The organism is Candidatus Palauibacter sp., from assembly GCF_965237495.1.
Classification (GTDB): Bacteria; Gemmatimonadota; Gemmatimonadetes; order Palauibacterales; family Palauibacteraceae; genus Palauibacter.
Window position 1 is genome coordinate 1,976,200 of record NZ_OZ250143.1, and the last position, 15,954, is coordinate 1,992,153.

Here is a 15,954-nt window from a genome sequence, read left to right on the forward strand (position 1 = left end):
CGTGAGACGAGTCCCGAACCTGAGGTGAGTGCCATGCGTGCCGTGATCTCCCCGGGCTTCCGCCCCTTCGCGATCGGTCTCCTGCTCGTCCCGGTCGGTTCCTTCGGCTATCCGGGCTTCCGCCCGGGGCCCGCCCCGCTCTCGGCGCAGGACGCCCGGCTGATGACGGTCGAGGATGTTCTCGAGTTGAAGAGCCTGTCCCAGCTTTCCATGAGCCCGGATGGCCGCTGGGTGGCGTACGTCGTGACCGGACGGGACATGGAGGAGGACCGACAGGAGACGGACGTCTGGGTCGTGCCGGCGACGGGCGGCCCCGCCGACGCCCGCCAGCTCACCTTCCGCCCGGGTTCCGATGACTCGCCCGTCTGGCACCCCTCCGGGGATTGGCTCGCCTTCTCCTCGGACCGCGACGGGGAGCGGCAGGTCTACGGGATTCAGCCCGATGGCGGCGAGGCCTGGCAGGTGACATCTCACGAGACATCGGTCGGAGGCTTCCGCTTCGCCCCCGACGGTCAGCGGCTCGGATTCACGGCGAGTCCGCCGCCGACGGACGCGGACGGCGAACTCGAGGCGACCCGCGGCCGCCCCATCGTCTGGGATTCCGTCTACACGGACCAGTGGTCACACCTCTACGTCGCCGAACTGGAGGACGACGTGGCGGACGAGGCGGTGAGGTGGTCGCCGGACGGCCTCCATGTGCAGGCCTTCGTGTGGTCCCCCGATTCGCGAGCGCTCGCGTTCGGCGCGCGCTCGTCACCCGTGCTGCGGACGAACTCCTACGGGGCGACCTACGTGCAGTCGGGCCCGGAGACCGAGGCCCGCAGCGTCACCTCGATGCCGGGCGGTGAGAACCCGGTCGCCTGGGACGACGAGGCCGGCCTCATCGTGTCCGGCTCCGGACATCTGCTCGGCACCTTCAATCGCCAGCTGTGGCGCGTGCCGTTCGCGGAAGACGGCACGGCCCTCGAGGCGGCCTCGCTCACGGCCGGGCTCGACGCGAACGCCAACCTCGTGCACGTCGACGACTCGCAGCTCATCGTCGCGGCGGCCCGGCGCACGGGCGCAACGCTGTACCGGATCGACCTCGATGACGGAGCCGCGGCGGGGCCTCCGGTCGATCTCACGGACGGACGGCACTACTACACCGGCGCTTCCACGTCCGAGGACGGGAGCGTCCTCGCCTTCACGGCCGAGGACGGCGCCGCGCCCCCGGACATCTTCGTGACGGGAAGCGCCGACTTCCGCCCTGAACGGCTGACCGACGTCAACCCCCAGGTGGCCGACGTGGCGCTCGGCGAGCAGCGGGTCGAACGCTGGCCTTCGCGCGCCGGGGGCGAGGAGATCGAAGGCGTGCTCATCCTCCCTGTCGGCTACGAGGAGGGGGACCGCGTCCCGCTCGTCCTCGTGATCCACGGCGGCCCGGCCGGCATCTCCTCGGACCGCTTCAACGGGACGCGGGGCGCCTATCCGGTACAGGTCTACGCCAGCATGGGATTCGCGGTCCTGCAACCGAACTACCGGGGATCGAGTGGTTACGGGGAGCGCTTCCGCGGCCTCAACCGCGGGGACATCTCCGGGCGCGACTGGATCGATATCGACTCGGGCGTGGACGCGATGATCGAGCGCGGGATCGCCGACCCCGACCGGCTCGCCGTCAGCGGGTGGAGCTTCGGCGGACACCACACCTACTGGGGGATCACGCAGACCGACCGCTTCAAGGCGGCGAGCGCGGGGGCGGGCGCCAACGACCTGATCTCGATGTACTCGCAGACGGACATCCCCGAGTTCTACCACACCTACCTCGGCCCGAGACCGTGGGAGGACTGGGAACTGTACGAGGAGCGCTCCGCGTACCGTCATGTGGAAAACGTGACGACACCGCTCCTGATTCAGGTGGGGGAGAAGGATGAGAGGGTGCCGGCCGAACAGAGCATTCAGTTCTTCGAGGCGGTGCGCGCGATCGGGAAGGCGCCCACGGAGTTGGTTCTGTATCCTGATCAACCGCACGGCGTAAGGTCACCTCGTCTACAGCGAGATCTCATGTCACGGAACGTAGTCTGGCTCGAACGCTGGATCCTGGAACCGGAGGCGCTCGTCCCGTGAGGGTCCGTCGCCGAGGGAGACGCCAGGGACTGAATCTGTGCGGTCTCGCGCTCGTGGCGGGCGCGCTGATGCCGGCCGGTCCCGGGCTGGGCCAGGAGCCGCCCGAGGTGACGGAAGCCGGCCGTGCCCGCGGCGAGATGCTCTACCAGGCCCACTGCGGGCGCTGCCACGGGATGCTCGGACAGGGAGGCGAGGGGCCGAGTCTCACGCGCCCCACCCTTCCCCGCGCACCGGACCATGCCTCGATGGTCGGGGTGATCCGGCGCGGAATCCCGGGCACCGGCATGCCCGGGACCAGGGGGAATCTCCTCCCCGACCTCGAGGTGGAACTCGTCGCCGCCCACGTCCTCTCCCTCGGGGAGGGCAGCGTGGTGGAGATCGCGGGAGACGCGGCGCGAGGGAGCGAGGTGTTCTCCGCCGCCGGTGACTGCTACTCCTGCCACGTCGTCGACGGCCGCGGCGCCGGCATCGGACCCGAACTCACGGCGATCGGTCTCCGGCGCGGCGTCGATTACCTGTACGCGGCCCTGCGGACGCCCGAGGCCGAGCTGCCGGTCTCCAGGCGAGGGATCCTGCCGGGCTTCAGGGGATACCTGCCGATCCGGGCGGTCACGCGCGATGGGCGCGTCATCACCGGCATGCGTGTGAACGAGGACGATTTCACGATTCAACTGCGGTCCATCTCGGGCCGCACGGTTTCCCTGCGCAAGGAAGACCTCGTGCAACTCGAGAAGCAACTGGACCACTCGCTGATGCCCGCCGTGGAGAACATGACGGAGTCGGACATCGACGATCTCGTCGCGTACCTCGCGGCTCTGGGAGAGGGATCATGACGCGGCCCCGGCCCGCAGCCATCGTGGCAGGTTCCGCGCTCGCGGCGTGCGTGCTCCTGTGCGCGGGTGGCTTCGCGGGGGTCGCCGCTCAGGTGCCCTTCGAGCGCCTCGTGAACGCCGACGCCGAGCCCGACAACTGGCTCACGTATTCGGGAAATTACGCCTCGCATCGTTTCTCGGCCCTCGACCGGATCCACCGGGGAAACGTCAGCGATCTCAAGGTGATCTGGGCCTACCAGATGAGCGGCGGACTCATCGAGACGACGCCGGTGGTGGTCGACGGCGTCATGTACGTGACGGAGCCGCCGAGCAACGTGAGCGCCCTCGATGCGCGGACGGGGCGCCGCCTCTGGCACTGGTCCGCCGATGTCCCTGCCTCGACGAAGAACATCGGCTTTCCGCGCGTGAACCGTGGCGTCGCGATCCTCGACGAAACCCTCTTCGTGGGTACGCTCGACGCCCGCCTCGTGGCGCTGGACGCCGGCTCGGGTGCGGTCCGCTGGGAGGTGGAAGTCGCGGACAACGATCTCGGCTTCTCGATGACCCTGGCCCCCCTGGCGATCGACGGGAAGGTCATCGTCGGCATGTCCGGCGCGGAGGCCGGCGCGAACGGGTTCGTCGACGCCTACGATGCCGCGACCGGCGCCCTCGTGTGGCGGACGTACACGATCCCCCGGCCCGGCGAGCCGGGGAGCGAGACCTGGGGCGGCGACAGTTGGGAGCACGGCGGTGGGTCGACGTGGCTCACGGGCTCCTACGACCCCGAACTCGACCTGCTCTACTGGCCGACCGGAAACCCGGCGCCCGACTGGAACGGGGACGCGCGCCCGGGCGACAATCTGTACACGAACTGCATCCTCGCCCTCGATCCCGACACCGGCGAGATCCAGTGGTACTTCCAGTACACGCCACACGACACGCACGACTGGGACGCGACGGAAATCCAGGTGCTCGTGGACGCCGAGTGGGAGGGAGAGCCGCGCAAGCTGCTCGTGACGGCGAACCGGAACGCCTTCTATTACGTGCTCGACCGCGAGACCGGAGAGTTCCTGCACGGGGTGGAGTACTCGAAGCAGACGTGGGCGGAGGGTCTCGACGAGAACGGTCGCCCGATCGTGATCCCCGGCACCGAGCCGACCGAGGAGGGGAATCTCGTGTGGCCCAGCCTCCAGGGGTCCGCGAACTGGTTCAGTCCTTCGTACAGCCCGGATACAGGGCTCTTCTATCAGGCGACCCGGATCATGGGGGCCGTCTACTACAAGTCCGAAATCGAGTACGAGCCGGGACAGCCGTTCCTGGGTGGCGGCGAGCAGGCGCGGGCGGGCGACGACGCGAGCGGGGCGGTCAAGGCGCTCGACGTGCTCACGGGCGAGATCCGGTGGGAGTTCCCGCTGCTCTCCCCGCCGTGGGCCGGCGTCATGGCCACGCGGGGCGGCCTCGTCTTCGGCGGGAGCAACGAGGGCAACATCTTCGCGCTCGACGCGGAAACGGGAGAACCGCTGTGGGACTTCCAGGCGGGCGCCGCCGTCCGCACGAACCCGATGTCGTTCGAGGTGGACGGCGAACAGCGCATCGTCACGGCGGCGGGCGGCGTCCTGTGGGTGTTCGGGCTTCCGTAGCGACCGGCGCGCGTCGGCCGTGAGCGGCAACGAGTCGGGAAAACTGAGAAGGAGGTCGCAATGACGATCCTCAACCGAATTCCCACATCACGGCCGAGCCGGCGGGTCGGATTGACCGCCGGGATCGTCGCGGCGGCCATCCTGCTCGCGGCGCCAGCCGCCGAAGCACAATCCTGGCCCCCACCTCCTCCCACGGTCGAGGAGATCGACGCGTGGGTCGAGGACGCCATGGCGCGCTGGGAGGTGCCCGGGATGGGCGTGGCCATCGTGCATGAGGGCGAGAGCTTCCTGTCCACCGGCTACGGAGTCCGCGAACTGGGTAAGCCCGACCGCGTGGACGGGGAGACGCTGTTCAGCATCGGGTCGTGTTCGAAGGCGTTCGGCGCCGCCACGCTGGCCGCGCTGGTCGAGGACGGCAGGCTCTCCTGGGACGACCGGATCACGGACCACATCCCGTGGTTCCGCCTGCACGATCCCTGGACCACACAGGAGATCCGGGTCCGGGATATCGTCACGCACCGCGTGGGGACCGGGAGCAACCAGCCGCTGAGGCCCCTCGTCGTGGACCGGCGCGATTACCTGACGCGTCTGCCCTACACCGAGCCGGCTCACGCCTTCCGCGATCGGTACGGATACACGAACGACATGCTGGTCCTCACGGGTGAACTCGTCGAAACCGTCTCGGGAACGGACTGGGATTCGTACGCGCGCGAGAGGCTCTGGAATCCGCTCGGCATGACGACGACCACGGCGCGCATGGGCCCCGCCAACGCCAGTCCCAATCACGCCGAGCCGCACGCGATCGTTGAACGGAGGTTCGCGGGGGACGCCGCAACGACCGGGATGCCGCTCGAGTCCGTGCCCTGGCAGTACGCCGAGGACGTGACGGTGCCCTCGGGGGGCGTGATTTCCTCGGCGGATGAGATGAGCGAGTGGATCCGGCTCCACGTCGGCGCGCACCCGAACCCGCCGCTCTCGGCGTCGTCCATCAAGCTGATGCATACACCTCATACGGTCATCCGTAGTCCGGGCAGCTGGATGCCGTTCGAGGGGCCCGGAGCGTATGCGATGGGCTGGACCACCGGCCGGTTCGGGAACGTCACCGGGGTGGGTCACGGGGGCAACGCGCTGGGCTACAACTGCGCCATCGCGCTCGCGCCGGAGCACGGGTTCGGCGTGTGGGCGACGACGAACCGGAACTCGGAGCTGGCCTGGGTGCTCACGAAATGGGCGCTGGCGCGCTTCCTCGGCACCGAGGAGCTGCGCAACCGCGACTGGCACGGGGAGCGTGAGAGGGCCGTCGCGGAAGCCAACCGGCGCGCCTTCGAGGCGGAGGAGGCGCGGCAGGCCGCGCGGCTCGACCGGGGTCCGTCGGTGCCTCTCGACAGATACGTCGGGGCCTACCGGAACGGCTACGCCGGCGAAGTACGGGTGCGCCTGATGGACGAAGCGCCCCCGCCGCTCATGCCCGCGGAAGGGCGGGTCGGGCGCTGGGACGCGACGCCGGGGCGGTACGAGCGTCCGGCCGCCGACGCCGCGGGCGCGGGAACGGCGGGAACGAACGGGTCGGAGAACGGGGCGAACGGAGCCCGGGGCGACGAGGCACACCTCGTGCTCGAGTTCGACGGTCGCGAACGGCCGCTTCGGCTGCCCCTCGAGCACTGGCACGTCGACCGGTTCGACGCCTGGTACGGCGATGTCCGGATCGGCGTCTCGTTCCTGCTCGACGACATGGCCCGCGTGACGGGCGTCGAGATGGACTACTACGGCCAGCTCGACCGCGTGCCCTGAACCGCCTGTCACCGGGTGGCCCGGCGGGCGGGTCACCCGGTCGACAGAGGCCCGGATCGGCGGATCAGCGGCCGGAGAACCTCTTCGCGTAGCCGTACGCCGTCGCGGCGGATACCAGATGGCAGACCCAGCCCCACGCGCCACCCGTGCCGATCCACAGGCCGGGGGTCACGAGCAGCCAGAACAGCCCGCGCAGGATCTTCCCGTTGTAGAACTGCCCCAGGCCCGGGACGAGGAAGCTCAGGATCGCCGCGGTAGGTGGATTCCTCACGTCTATCCCCTCGAATCTTCTCTCGAGACCTCATCGAAGCGTCGGTCGGCGGTCGCCCGCCCTCACGGTGACCTCCTACGAGGGGTGCGCGCGCCCGGTTTCCCGCCGGGCGGGAGCGAGCTTCAGTCCGTGGCGCAGCCGCCGAGATGGCGGGTGAAGAACTCCTCCAGACGCGAATAGGTGTCGACGCGGTTGTCGGGGTTCCGGAAACCGTGCGCCTCGTCCGGGTAGGTCTTCACCTCGACGCTCTTCCCGAGCCGCTCGAATTCGGCCACCGCGCGCTCGAAGTTCTGGATCGGCACCCGGCGGTCGAGTTCCCCGTGCATCAGCAGGACGGGGGCGGTGATGTCTGCGATGCGCGACACGACGTGGCTCTTCGCGTACGTGTCGGGCCGCTCCTCGGGCGTACCTCCGTGTCCGGTGACGGAGAAGATCTTCCCCAGCCGGTCCGTGTACTCGAGCGTGTTCAGCTTCGAGTAGGCGCCCCGCATGGGGACCGCCGCGTCGAACCTGTCCGGCGTGAGGCTGACCGCCGACAGCGACATGCTCCCTCCGTAGCTGCCGCCGTAGATCCCCACCTTGCCGTTCACATAGGGGAGTGTGCGCAGGAAATCGGCCGCCGCGCCCGCATCCCGCGCTTGGTCCCACAGCCAGTCCTCGACGGAAAGATCCTGGAACTCGCGCCCGAACCCCGATCCCCCGCGATAGTTGATCGCGAGCACCACGAACCCCTTCGAGGCGAGGTACTGCTCGGTGAGGTTCAGACCCTGCTGGTAGGAGTTCGTCCCGCCTCCGTGGACCTGGACGAGAGCCGGACAACTCGCTCCCTCGGCAAGCTGCGGCGGGTGGTAGAGGAAACCCTGGATCCGGAGTCCATCGAAGCTGGAATAGGCGATCTCCCGGGGCGCCTCGACGGACCGCCAGACGGGGGCGAACGAGGTCAGCCGCTGCGGGACCCCGCCGATGAGGTCCAGGGCGTACGCTTCCCCTCCCCGCGTCGGCGACGCGTGGACGAAGGCGAGGCTCCCGGTGCCCGCGGTGTGGCTAACGCCGGAAATCGTCCCCTCCATGTGCGTGACGCGCGTGGCCACGCCTCCCGCGGCGGGCACCGCCCACACGTTGGCCGTGCCCCGTTCCAGGTAGGGGAAGTAGATGAATTCCCCGTCCGCCGACCACGACGGGGCGTGCCGCATCGCCGCATCGGTGGCGTAGACCTGCATGTCCACGATCCGCTCCGCAGGCCCGGCGGCGGCGTCCAGGTCCGCGATCACGTAGATGTAGGAGAGGTCCTCGTACCAGTACTCGCCCTTGGCGGTGCCGAACACGGCGATCCGGTCGCCCTCGGGGGACCAGACGGGCGTGGACATCGCCATCAGCGTCCGCGTGAGCTGCCGATGGTCCCCGGTTTCGACCTCGACGATCCAGAGGTCGTCGTGCCAGTAGTCGGAGGCGTTCGAGACGTAGACGAGTTCGCCCCCATCCGGAGACCAGGCGGGCGCGAAGCGCGGATCGTCGAGCGCCATCGCGGCGTCGGTCAACTGGCGCGGGGGGCCCGAGCCGTCGGTCGGCACCAGCCAGATATCCTGGTGGCCGCTCTCCGTCGAGTAGAAGGCGATGGTTCGTCCATCCGGGGAGAACGCAGGCGCCCGCACGCCTTCCATGGCGTCCATCACGGGGCGCGCTTCGACATCACCGATGTCCGCGACCCGGATCTCGCCGCCTGCCGCGAAGGCGATCCGGTCGCCTGCTGGCGCCCAGGCCGGGTTTGATCCCCGGAGCCAGAAGCCGGGCAGCCCGAACCCGCCGCCGTCGGCCCGTTCCGCGAGGTACAGACCCGAACCCCCGGGTCCCGAGCCGGAGATCGCGAGGTTTCGGCCGTCCGGCGAGATCGCGACGCCGCGCACGCCCGCGCTGGTCCGGTGGATGTTGTCGAGCGTGAGGTCGAGTTCCGCCGGCCCGCCGGCCCCGGGCCCCGCATCGCCGGGTGCCACGCACGCCCCCGACACCAGGATCAGCGAGGCGATCCACGGGGTTCCGGAAAACCGATTCGCCTCTTTCACGCCGCCGCCTTCGATCCCGGCCGTTGCAGCACCTCCCCCGGGAGGGCGTCCGTCGGCGCTCCATCGTCCACCACGAACTCGCCGTTCACCAGGACGTGCGTCATCCCCTCCTGGAAGACGAACGGATTCAGGTACGTCGCGTCGGTCCGGATCGTCTCCGGGTCGAAGACGACCACATCCGCCTTCATACCGGCCGCGAGACGTCCCCGGTCGGGGAGGCGCAGGACCTGGGCCGCGAGGCCCGTCAGCGAGCGGATCGCATGCGGGAGCGTGATCGTCCCCCGCTCCAGCACGTGCTCGCGGATGAGACGCCCCGAGGTGCCGTACTGGCCGGGGTGCGCGGCCGGGTTGTCCCGGATGTCCGGCCGGTCCCCGCCGCGGTCCAGCGTCACCGCCGTATAGTCCTGCACCATCCACTCGACGATGTCCTCGGTCCCCACTGCCTGCGCCATCCACAGGACGCCGCCCGGGCGGTCGAACCCGTTCATCCGCAGCCAGATCGCCGTCTCGAACGGCGTTTCCCCACGCTCCGCCGACAACTCCGCCAGCGTCTTCCCCACCAGCGATTCGTCGGGGAAGTCCGTGATCAGGAGGTTCTCCGCTCCCCCCTGCCGGATCATTTCGTACTCCGCGTCGCGGCGGATCATCTCCCGCGTGGCGGGATCCGCGAGCCGGGCCCGGAGGTTGGCCCGCGGGTCCCCGTATTCGACGGGCGGGAAGTCGTCCGCCATGCTCTGCCCCGGGACTTCTCCCTCGATGAGCGCCCAGCGCGGCATGAGCGTGACGTAGGCCGAGTATCCCTCGTACGAGTGCATGTTGAGGTAGACGGGGTGCCCCGCCTCCCACATCTCGTCGATGAGCTGGGTCGTCACCTTGCTCATGCCCCATTCGCGCGGGCCCTTGGGGTGGATGTGATCGATCATCACCGGGATCTCCGCCTCGCGACCGAGTGTGAGGACCTCCATGATCGCGTCCATCCAGGTCACGTGACGTTGGGTGGGGTGATCCATGTGGCTGGGCAGCTGCCATTTGGGATAGCGGCCCTGGCTCCGCATGTGGGCCTGGAAATGTCCGCCGTAGGGCGCCACCTCCTTCGCCAGCTCGCGGACCTCCTCCTCGGAGGAATACCGCATCGGGTTGTACTCGAGGCCGGTCGAGAGCCCGAAGGCCCCCGCCTCCATCCCCTGGCGGACGAGGGCCCGCATGCGGTCGAGTTCCGCCGGGGTCGCGTAGCGCATGACCTCTTCCGGCGCCGTCCCCATGACCATGTTGCGGATGATCCCGTGCGGGACGAGGAGGGCCAGATTGAGCGCGGAACCCGCGGCCTCCAGCAGTTCTCGCTCCCGCTCCAGCGGCCACAGGGGCTCGTTCGCGCCGAAGTTGTAGCCATCGGTGTTGATGACGGCGGTCGTGAACCCCTGCGTCGTGTAGTTGGGGAGCGTGCCGTAGCCATCGAGGATGTCGGGCTCGATGTGCTCGTGGAGCGCGATGAAGCCGGGCGTCACGTACTTCCCCGCCGCGTTGACCACGCGGTCCGCGGTCGCTCCGGAGAGGTCGCCGACGGCCACGATCTCGTCGCCTCGGATCCCGACATCCGCGCGGAAGTACGGATTCCCCGAACCGTCGAGCACTCGCCCGTTCCGGATCAGGACATCGTACGATTGCGCGGACGCCGGCATGGAGGCGAAGAAGACGGCTGTAAGAGCGATCAGCGCGGGCAGTCGAGCTCTCATGGCGCGGACTCCGTGTTCAGTCGCAGGTGTCGGGCGAAGAGCGCGTCCATGCGTTCGAGGATGTCGCGCACGGTCGCCTTGTAGCGCCTCAGACTGTGATCCTCGTCCGGATACTCGATGTAGGAGAGGAGGTCGCCCTTCCCCGCCTCGCGCATCCGCTCCGCCCACACCTGGGACTGGCGCGGGGGCACGGCGGCGTCCCTCAGCCCCTGCAGGAGCAACTGGGGAACCCGGACGTTGTCGACGAAGTTGACGGGCGATCGTTCCTCGTATTCCTCCGGGATCTCGTCGTAGGGCCCGCCGAACTCCGAACGCTCGCGACGCGGGGTGCGGCTGGCCGTCCAGTGCCGTCCCGAGGCGGCGAAACGGTCGTTGGCGAGCAGGCGCCACTCGGAGACCGGCGCCCGGATCACCTGCGCCTGGAACGCGTCGGGCGCCTCCGTGGCGATGACGAGGCTCATGTAGCCGCCGCCCGATCCGCCCCACGTCGCCTTGCGCGTCATGTCGACGTAGCCGAGCCCCTCGAGGAAGGGGAGAACGTTCATCACATCCTGGAACTCGACCCCGCCGTAGTCCGCGATGTGGAGATCGTGGAAGCCCTGCCCGAAGCCGCGACTCCCGCGCGGGTTGGGGGCCGCGACGACGAAGCCGCGCTGGACCCAGTACTGGCGCATCATCTCGAACGAGTGGTTCCACTGCCCGGGGTGGCCGTGGAGGCGGACGATCACCGGATACGTGCGGGACGGGTCGAAGTCACGAGGGCGGTAGAGGAGCGTCGGGATCGGCAGGTTGTCGGGGCCCGGGTAGTACACCTCCTCCGCCTCGCTCAGCCGCTCCGGGTCGATGCGTCCCATCGAATTCGTGACCTGGACCGGCCGCTCGCCCCACTCTCCGTCGTTCCAGGCGGTCTTCCAGATGTCCGGGGTGCGGGTGTCGGACTGCTCGAGCCAGGCGAGTTCGTCTCCATCGGGCGAGAAGCGGGGCTGGGAGCGCCTCCCCTTCCCGTCCGTAATCGCGCGCGCCGCCCCGGTCCCATCCGACGGGGCCACCACGACCTGGTTCGAGAAGCCGGACGCGTCGGAGCGGGTGAAGACGAGCCAGCGCCCGTCGGGAGACCAGGAGATGCCGCCGTGCTCGCGTTCGTCGTACGTGATCGGCGTCACGTCGCCGGTTTCGATCCGGACGATCGCGACCTGGGCCCACCCGCTGCGACCGTTCGTGAAGGCGAGCCGCGTGCCGTCCGGAGACCACGCGAAGCCACCGTTCCCCCCTCCGATCGCGGGGTCCACGATGACGCGACTCTCGGTGCCGCCCACGGCCCGGATCCTGATGTCGCCGCCGCTGGAAAAGGCGATGGAGCGACCGTCCGGGGAGAAGCGGGGCGAAGTCTCGTTCGCGTCGCCGGGCGTGAAGAGGCGGGGCCAGGCGCGGGAGTCGGCGAGATCCCGGAGGAAGATCCGCGGGCCCGCGGGGGTGCGGACCTGATAGGCGAGCGTGCGGCCGTCCGCCGAGAGCGTCGGCGCCGTCTCGATGACCGCGTCGTTGAAGGTGATCGGGGTCGGCGCGGCACCCGACGGGGCGATGGGGATCCGCCACAGGTTGTCGTAGCCCTGGTAGTAGCGGGCGGAGACGAAGACGAGTTCATCGCCGCCGGGAGACATGCCGAGGCTCTGTGCCGGCTCCGGACGGGCGCCTTCCGGTGGCCAGGCGAGCCCCTCGGGAACGCCCCCATCCGAAGCGACGCGGAAGATCGCCAGCGTGCCCGAATCGTGCGCGTTCGATGTGTAGTAGAAGGCGTCCCCGTCGGCGGACCAAACGAACTCCCCGACCCGCGACACGCTCAGCCAGTCGTCGAGCGATTGCGCGAAGGCCGGGCGGGCGCAGAGAGCGGAGGCAAGCGCCGTCGCATGGAGCGCGGAGAGGAAGAGTCGCGAGGTTCGGGGCGGGGGGTGTGAGCGGTTCATCCGACCCTCCGGGGTTCAGTCGGCGCGCGTGACGCGGAAGCTGGAGTCCAGTTCCTAGTCCAGGTCCAATCCTACGCCCAGATCGATCCCCAGCGCGACGGCGTGGTCAGCCCTGGAGGGCGTATTGGCGGACATGCGGCGCCAGGACACACCCGGCCCGAGGCGCAGCCGGCCGACGCGGATCCGGATCCCCGCGCCCGCCTCGACACCGAGGCCGGCTTGCGGCGCTTCCCCTTCCGTTCCTACGCCAATGGCGCCGTAGAGGACACCGATCCGCGCCCAGAGCGCGCCCCGGGACAGTTCCGCCCCGATGGCGGCGTGGTTTCCGATCACCGTCGGCTCGCTCCCCAGACAGAACCCCTCCTCGCAGCCGAAGGCGGTCCGGACGTACCCGGCGCTGAGGGAGATCCCCGGGCGCACCTGCCTCCTGACGCGGATTTCGTACGAGAACTCCGGCACCCAGTCCAGACCTGCCTCGGTGGACGTGTGGTTTCCCACCATCCACCCGCCACGCACTTCCGCCGAGGTCTGCTGCGCGACGGCGGCACCGGCGGTCAACGCGGCGGCCAACCCCAGGGCGACCCCGCGGCCCGTTCGGCTCCCCAGTACGCTCATTCGCGGGGCCCCGAGATCCGGCCGCCCGGCACCCCGTCGCTCATCACGACATTCATGCCGGCCGCCCAGGCGGGCATCGCCGCCCCGTCCCGGAGCACGCCGCGCAGGCGGCCCGTGTCGGGGTCCGTGATCAGGGCCACCCGGCGCCCCCCGGACCGCGGCAGCGCGACCGAACCTTCCGGACCCGAGAGCCGGATCCGGTCGAGTCCGTCCGGGCCCGCCCAACCCGCCTCCCAGGGGACGGCGAAGGCGAACTGTCCCCCTCCGAACTCGAGTTCATCCGGCGCGAACGCGAGCGAGAAGAGGCGTCGCCCGCCGCGGTCGAAGCCCTCCAGCCGGTAGGGGCCGTCCTCGACCGGCAGCTTCCGGGGCGCCTCGATGACGAAGGAGGGCTCGAGCAGCAGCCCCGCCTCTCCGGTGCTGCCCCAGAGGAGCAGCGTCTCCTCGGGAGCATCGGTCGGCGTGAGCGACTCCCGCGCCACACGGAAGTTCAGTGCCCGCACGAAGTGGTAGTCGCTGATCCAGCTGGGATCGCAGTACGTCATCAGGTCCCAGTACTCGGAAGGGTCCACGATCTGCGTGATCCCGGCGCGGGTCTCGTACCCGAACGCTCCGATCGAGCCGTCCTGGTAGGGGAAGTTCGGATCAGGATTGCTCGCGCTGCCGCAGGGCGCGTGCCGCAACCCCATGTTGTGGCCCAGTTCATGGGCGAACGTATCCAGATCGAGTTGGCCCACGCTGGTCGGCCGACCGATGTAGCCCAGACCCCGGTACGGAGAGTCCGAGGGCCTCGCGAAGGCGCCGTAGTAGTAGCCTCTCTCTCCCTCCACGAGGCGAAGCACGTTGATCTCGCGGATGACCTCGAACCAGCCACCACTCGTCGTGAGGTCCGCCGACGTGCGGTAGGGCTCGTGTACGGTCACGCTCAGGTCGCCGACGGGCAGGATGGAGCGGACGAAAGTCATCTTGGGGCCTGTGGCGGTGATCCCGTCCACCCATCTTAATACCGCCCGGTCGTCCAGAGCGTGCAGCACGGGCACCACGGTCAGGTCGAGGGTCGGAACCGCGCGTACATCGAGAGCCAGCCGTCCCCGGGCGGGCACCCGGACATCGCTCCCCGCGATCGCGGGGACGATGCCGTCCGGGTCCAGCTCAACTACCAGCTCCACCCCCGGCTGCAGGACCCACCCCGGCACTTCCCCGTTGAAGGTTCGATCGAGCCGGCCTTCGTCGACGGCCACCGGTATCCGATCCACGGCCGGATTCAGCCGCATCGTGTGAATCGGTGCGCCGTCTTCGTAGAACGTGGCCAGCGGGCGAGGCCGGAAGAAGCTCGTCCGGTCACCCGTGACGAAGACGCGAAGGAGCGCGGCCCGGCCCGCGATCAGGGGCACGTCCCCGCCGAGCGTCTGGACCGCCTGCGTCATGTGAACCGCGGCGGCCTCGATCTTCACGCTCCGGGGGTTCACGCGCAGCCGGGCTCCGGCGCTCAACCGGGCGAGCCCCGCCCGAACCCGTACGTCGCGGCCGGCCTCGAGGCCCTGCGCCCGGCCATCCGGCCCGACGGTGGCGACCACCGGGTCGGAAACGGACCACTCCGGCGGCGCCCATGAGGGGATATTGCGGAACTCCACGCCGTCCTCGTCCAGCACCCTCAGCCGGTACCCGGCGCTCTCACCCTCGAAAACGCTCGTGTCCGCCGGCAGGATCTCCAGAATCCGCGGGATGCGATCCGGCTGCGACGCGAGGTCTCCGCACGCGACGAGGGACAGGGCCACCGCCGCCGTTCGAAGAACTGGTCTCGTCGCCTCAAACATCATGTCGCCTCAACCATCCCTATCCATCCCGGGGGTCGTGAACCTGCCGCAGCCCCGCCGCGATGAACGTCCACTGGAGGGCCATCTGATCGCGCACCGGCATCTCGACGAGACCTTCGGCCGTCGCGGCGCGGGTGATCGATTCCGGTGCGCATCCTCTCGACAACTCCAGCCTCCAGGCATCGAGCCGCCCGTACCAGCGTTCCGCCACCGGATCCGGCGGTCCCGGCGTATCGCCGACGCCGGGGAGGAGGAAGAGCGGCATCTCGGGCACGAGCGTGAGGCTATCATACCCGAACGAGCGCACGGTTTCCATCGAACTCGGCCGGAAGCGGGACGCCGTCTCGAAGTCGCCGCGTTCCTCGAAGTGCGCGGCCATGCGTTTCGAATCGGGACGTGATGCGAAGCCTCGCTCGAACCGGAAGAACCCCTTCTCGCCATGTCGCTCGACATCGTGGAGCACGTAGCCGAGCCTCTCGGCGTGCTCGCGGCAGGCCGTCTTCAGCCCTTCACAGCGGTGCTCCCAGGCGCGGTCGATGAGGAAGAACGGCCCCGCCGCGAATCGCGTGCCGTGCAAGGAGGCGTGGAGCACGAAAGGGCGGTCGGCACGGCGCCACCAGTCGTACGCCGCCCGGTTCTCGGGGCGAGCGCCCGAATTGCCGGGGTCGCGCGGGAATCCGAACTCGATGTCGTCGCCCGGAAGCTCTCGCGCGGCCCCGTTCAGATACCGCCCGAGGTCGTAGCCGACGGCGTCCGGGTCCTGCCACGCCGCGTTCCGGAGTTCCCCATCGGGATTGATATGAGGAATGATCCACCACTGATAGCGCGTGAGCATGGGATCGTCCGCATCGAGTCCCGCCAGGTATCCGGCGAGGCGGCGCAGGAGGCGGGGCCCGACGGGCTCGTCCGCATGACAGCCGCCGAGGAGGCTCACGGCCGCGGGGCCGCGGCCGAAGCGGTGACCCAGGATCGGCCGCCCCTCCCGCGACCTCCCGAGCGCAACCCCCCGCTCCGGGAGGGATTCCTCGGCGACCACGATCTCGTCGAAACGTCCCGCGAACCGGATCGCGATGTCGACCTCCTTCGGGGTTGGGCTGCCTCCGCATGAACCCTACATTCACGTTCCCCTCCGCCTCACACAGTCGCGG

The 15,954-nt window shown here is 69.6% G+C and carries 11 protein-coding genes; 4 read left to right on the top strand and 7 right to left on the bottom strand.

The window, feature by feature from the left end:
• The first annotated feature begins 33 nt into the window (after positions 1 to 33).
• The 4 genes from ACPXY0_RS08625 to ACPXY0_RS08640 are packed head-to-tail and all read left to right on the top strand — an operon-like array spanning position 34 to position 6,346.
• Complete coding sequence (locus ACPXY0_RS08625) at positions 34 to 2,103, top strand: prolyl oligopeptidase family serine peptidase (RefSeq protein WP_423930285.1); 2,070 nt, start codon at positions 34 to 36, stop codon at positions 2,101 to 2,103.
• Entirely contained in the window at positions 2,100 to 2,936 is an 837-nt protein-coding gene (locus ACPXY0_RS08630) for a c-type cytochrome (RefSeq protein WP_423930287.1), read from the top strand. The genes ACPXY0_RS08625 and ACPXY0_RS08630 overlap by 4 nt, the downstream gene beginning before the upstream one ends.
• Complete coding sequence (locus ACPXY0_RS08635; protein ID WP_423930289.1) at positions 2,933 to 4,555, top strand: pyrroloquinoline quinone-dependent dehydrogenase; 1,623 nt, start codon at positions 2,933 to 2,935, stop codon at positions 4,553 to 4,555. Before ACPXY0_RS08630 ends, ACPXY0_RS08635 begins: the two co-directional genes overlap by 4 nt.
• 60 nt (positions 4,556 to 4,615) lie before the next feature.
• Entirely contained in the window at positions 4,616 to 6,346 is a 1,731-nt protein-coding gene (locus ACPXY0_RS08640) for a serine hydrolase domain-containing protein (protein ID WP_423930291.1), read from the top strand.
• Between the two features lie 64 nt (positions 6,347 to 6,410).
• Here ACPXY0_RS08640 and ACPXY0_RS08645 read toward each other — a convergent pair whose 3' ends face one another.
• From ACPXY0_RS08645 to ACPXY0_RS08675, 7 genes are all read right to left on the bottom strand, one after another.
• The gene (locus ACPXY0_RS08645; protein WP_423930293.1) at positions 6,411 to 6,617 is read right to left on the bottom strand and encodes a hypothetical protein; all 207 of its coding nucleotides are present in this window, start codon (positions 6,615 to 6,617) and stop codon (positions 6,411 to 6,413) included.
• A gap of 122 nt (positions 6,618 to 6,739) precedes the next feature.
• Entirely contained in the window at positions 6,740 to 8,677 is a 1,938-nt protein-coding gene (locus ACPXY0_RS08650; RefSeq protein ID WP_423930295.1) for a prolyl oligopeptidase family serine peptidase, read from the bottom strand.
• Positions 8,674 to 10,410: an N-acyl-D-amino-acid deacylase family protein gene (locus ACPXY0_RS08655; RefSeq protein ID WP_423930297.1), complete on the bottom strand. Its 1,737-nt coding sequence runs from the start codon at positions 10,408 to 10,410 to the stop codon at positions 8,674 to 8,676. The genes ACPXY0_RS08650 and ACPXY0_RS08655 overlap by 4 nt, the downstream gene beginning before the upstream one ends.
• Positions 10,407 to 12,374, bottom strand: coding sequence for a prolyl oligopeptidase family serine peptidase (locus ACPXY0_RS08660; protein ID WP_423930299.1), 1,968 nt, complete (start codon positions 12,372 to 12,374; stop codon positions 10,407 to 10,409). Before ACPXY0_RS08660 ends, ACPXY0_RS08655 begins: the two co-directional genes overlap by 4 nt.
• A 54-nt stretch (positions 12,375 to 12,428) precedes the next feature.
• Positions 12,429 to 12,989 (bottom strand): hypothetical protein, encoded by a 561-nt coding sequence (locus ACPXY0_RS08665; protein ID WP_423930301.1) that lies wholly within the window; start codon positions 12,987 to 12,989, stop codon positions 12,429 to 12,431.
• Positions 12,986 to 14,806 carry a M66 family metalloprotease gene (locus tag ACPXY0_RS08670; RefSeq protein WP_423930303.1) on the bottom strand — a complete coding sequence of 607 codons (1,821 nt, stop codon included), beginning with the start codon at positions 14,804 to 14,806 and terminating at the stop codon, positions 12,986 to 12,988. The genes ACPXY0_RS08665 and ACPXY0_RS08670 overlap by 4 nt, the downstream gene beginning before the upstream one ends.
• Before the next feature lie 19 nt (positions 14,807 to 14,825).
• Entirely contained in the window at positions 14,826 to 15,842 is a 1,017-nt protein-coding gene (locus tag ACPXY0_RS08675; RefSeq protein WP_423930305.1) for a M14 family zinc carboxypeptidase, read from the bottom strand.
• Positions 15,843 to 15,954: the final 112 nt, after the last annotated feature.

Bases quoted from the DNA above. Each gene is read 5' to 3' on its own strand.
- ACPXY0_RS08655 (WP_423930297.1), bottom strand. From the start codon at position 10,410: ATGAGAGCTCGACTGCCCGCGCTGATCGCTCTTACAGCCGTCTTCTTC.
- ACPXY0_RS08665 (WP_423930301.1), bottom strand. From the start codon at position 12,989: ATGAGCGTACTGGGGAGCCGAACGGGCCGCGGGGTCGCCCTGGGGTTG.
- ACPXY0_RS08670 (WP_423930303.1), bottom strand. From the start codon at position 14,806: ATGTTTGAGGCGACGAGACCAGTTCTTCGAACGGCGGCGGTGGCCCTG.
- ACPXY0_RS08625 (WP_423930285.1), top strand. From the start codon at position 34: ATGCGTGCCGTGATCTCCCCGGGCTTCCGCCCCTTCGCGATCGGTCTC.
- ACPXY0_RS08635 (WP_423930289.1), top strand. From the start codon at position 2,933: ATGACGCGGCCCCGGCCCGCAGCCATCGTGGCAGGTTCCGCGCTCGCG.
- ACPXY0_RS08640 (WP_423930291.1), top strand. From the start codon at position 4,616: ATGACGATCCTCAACCGAATTCCCACATCACGGCCGAGCCGGCGGGTC.
- ACPXY0_RS08660 (WP_423930299.1), bottom strand. From the start codon at position 12,374: ATGAACCGCTCACACCCCCCGCCCCGAACCTCGCGACTCTTCCTCTCC.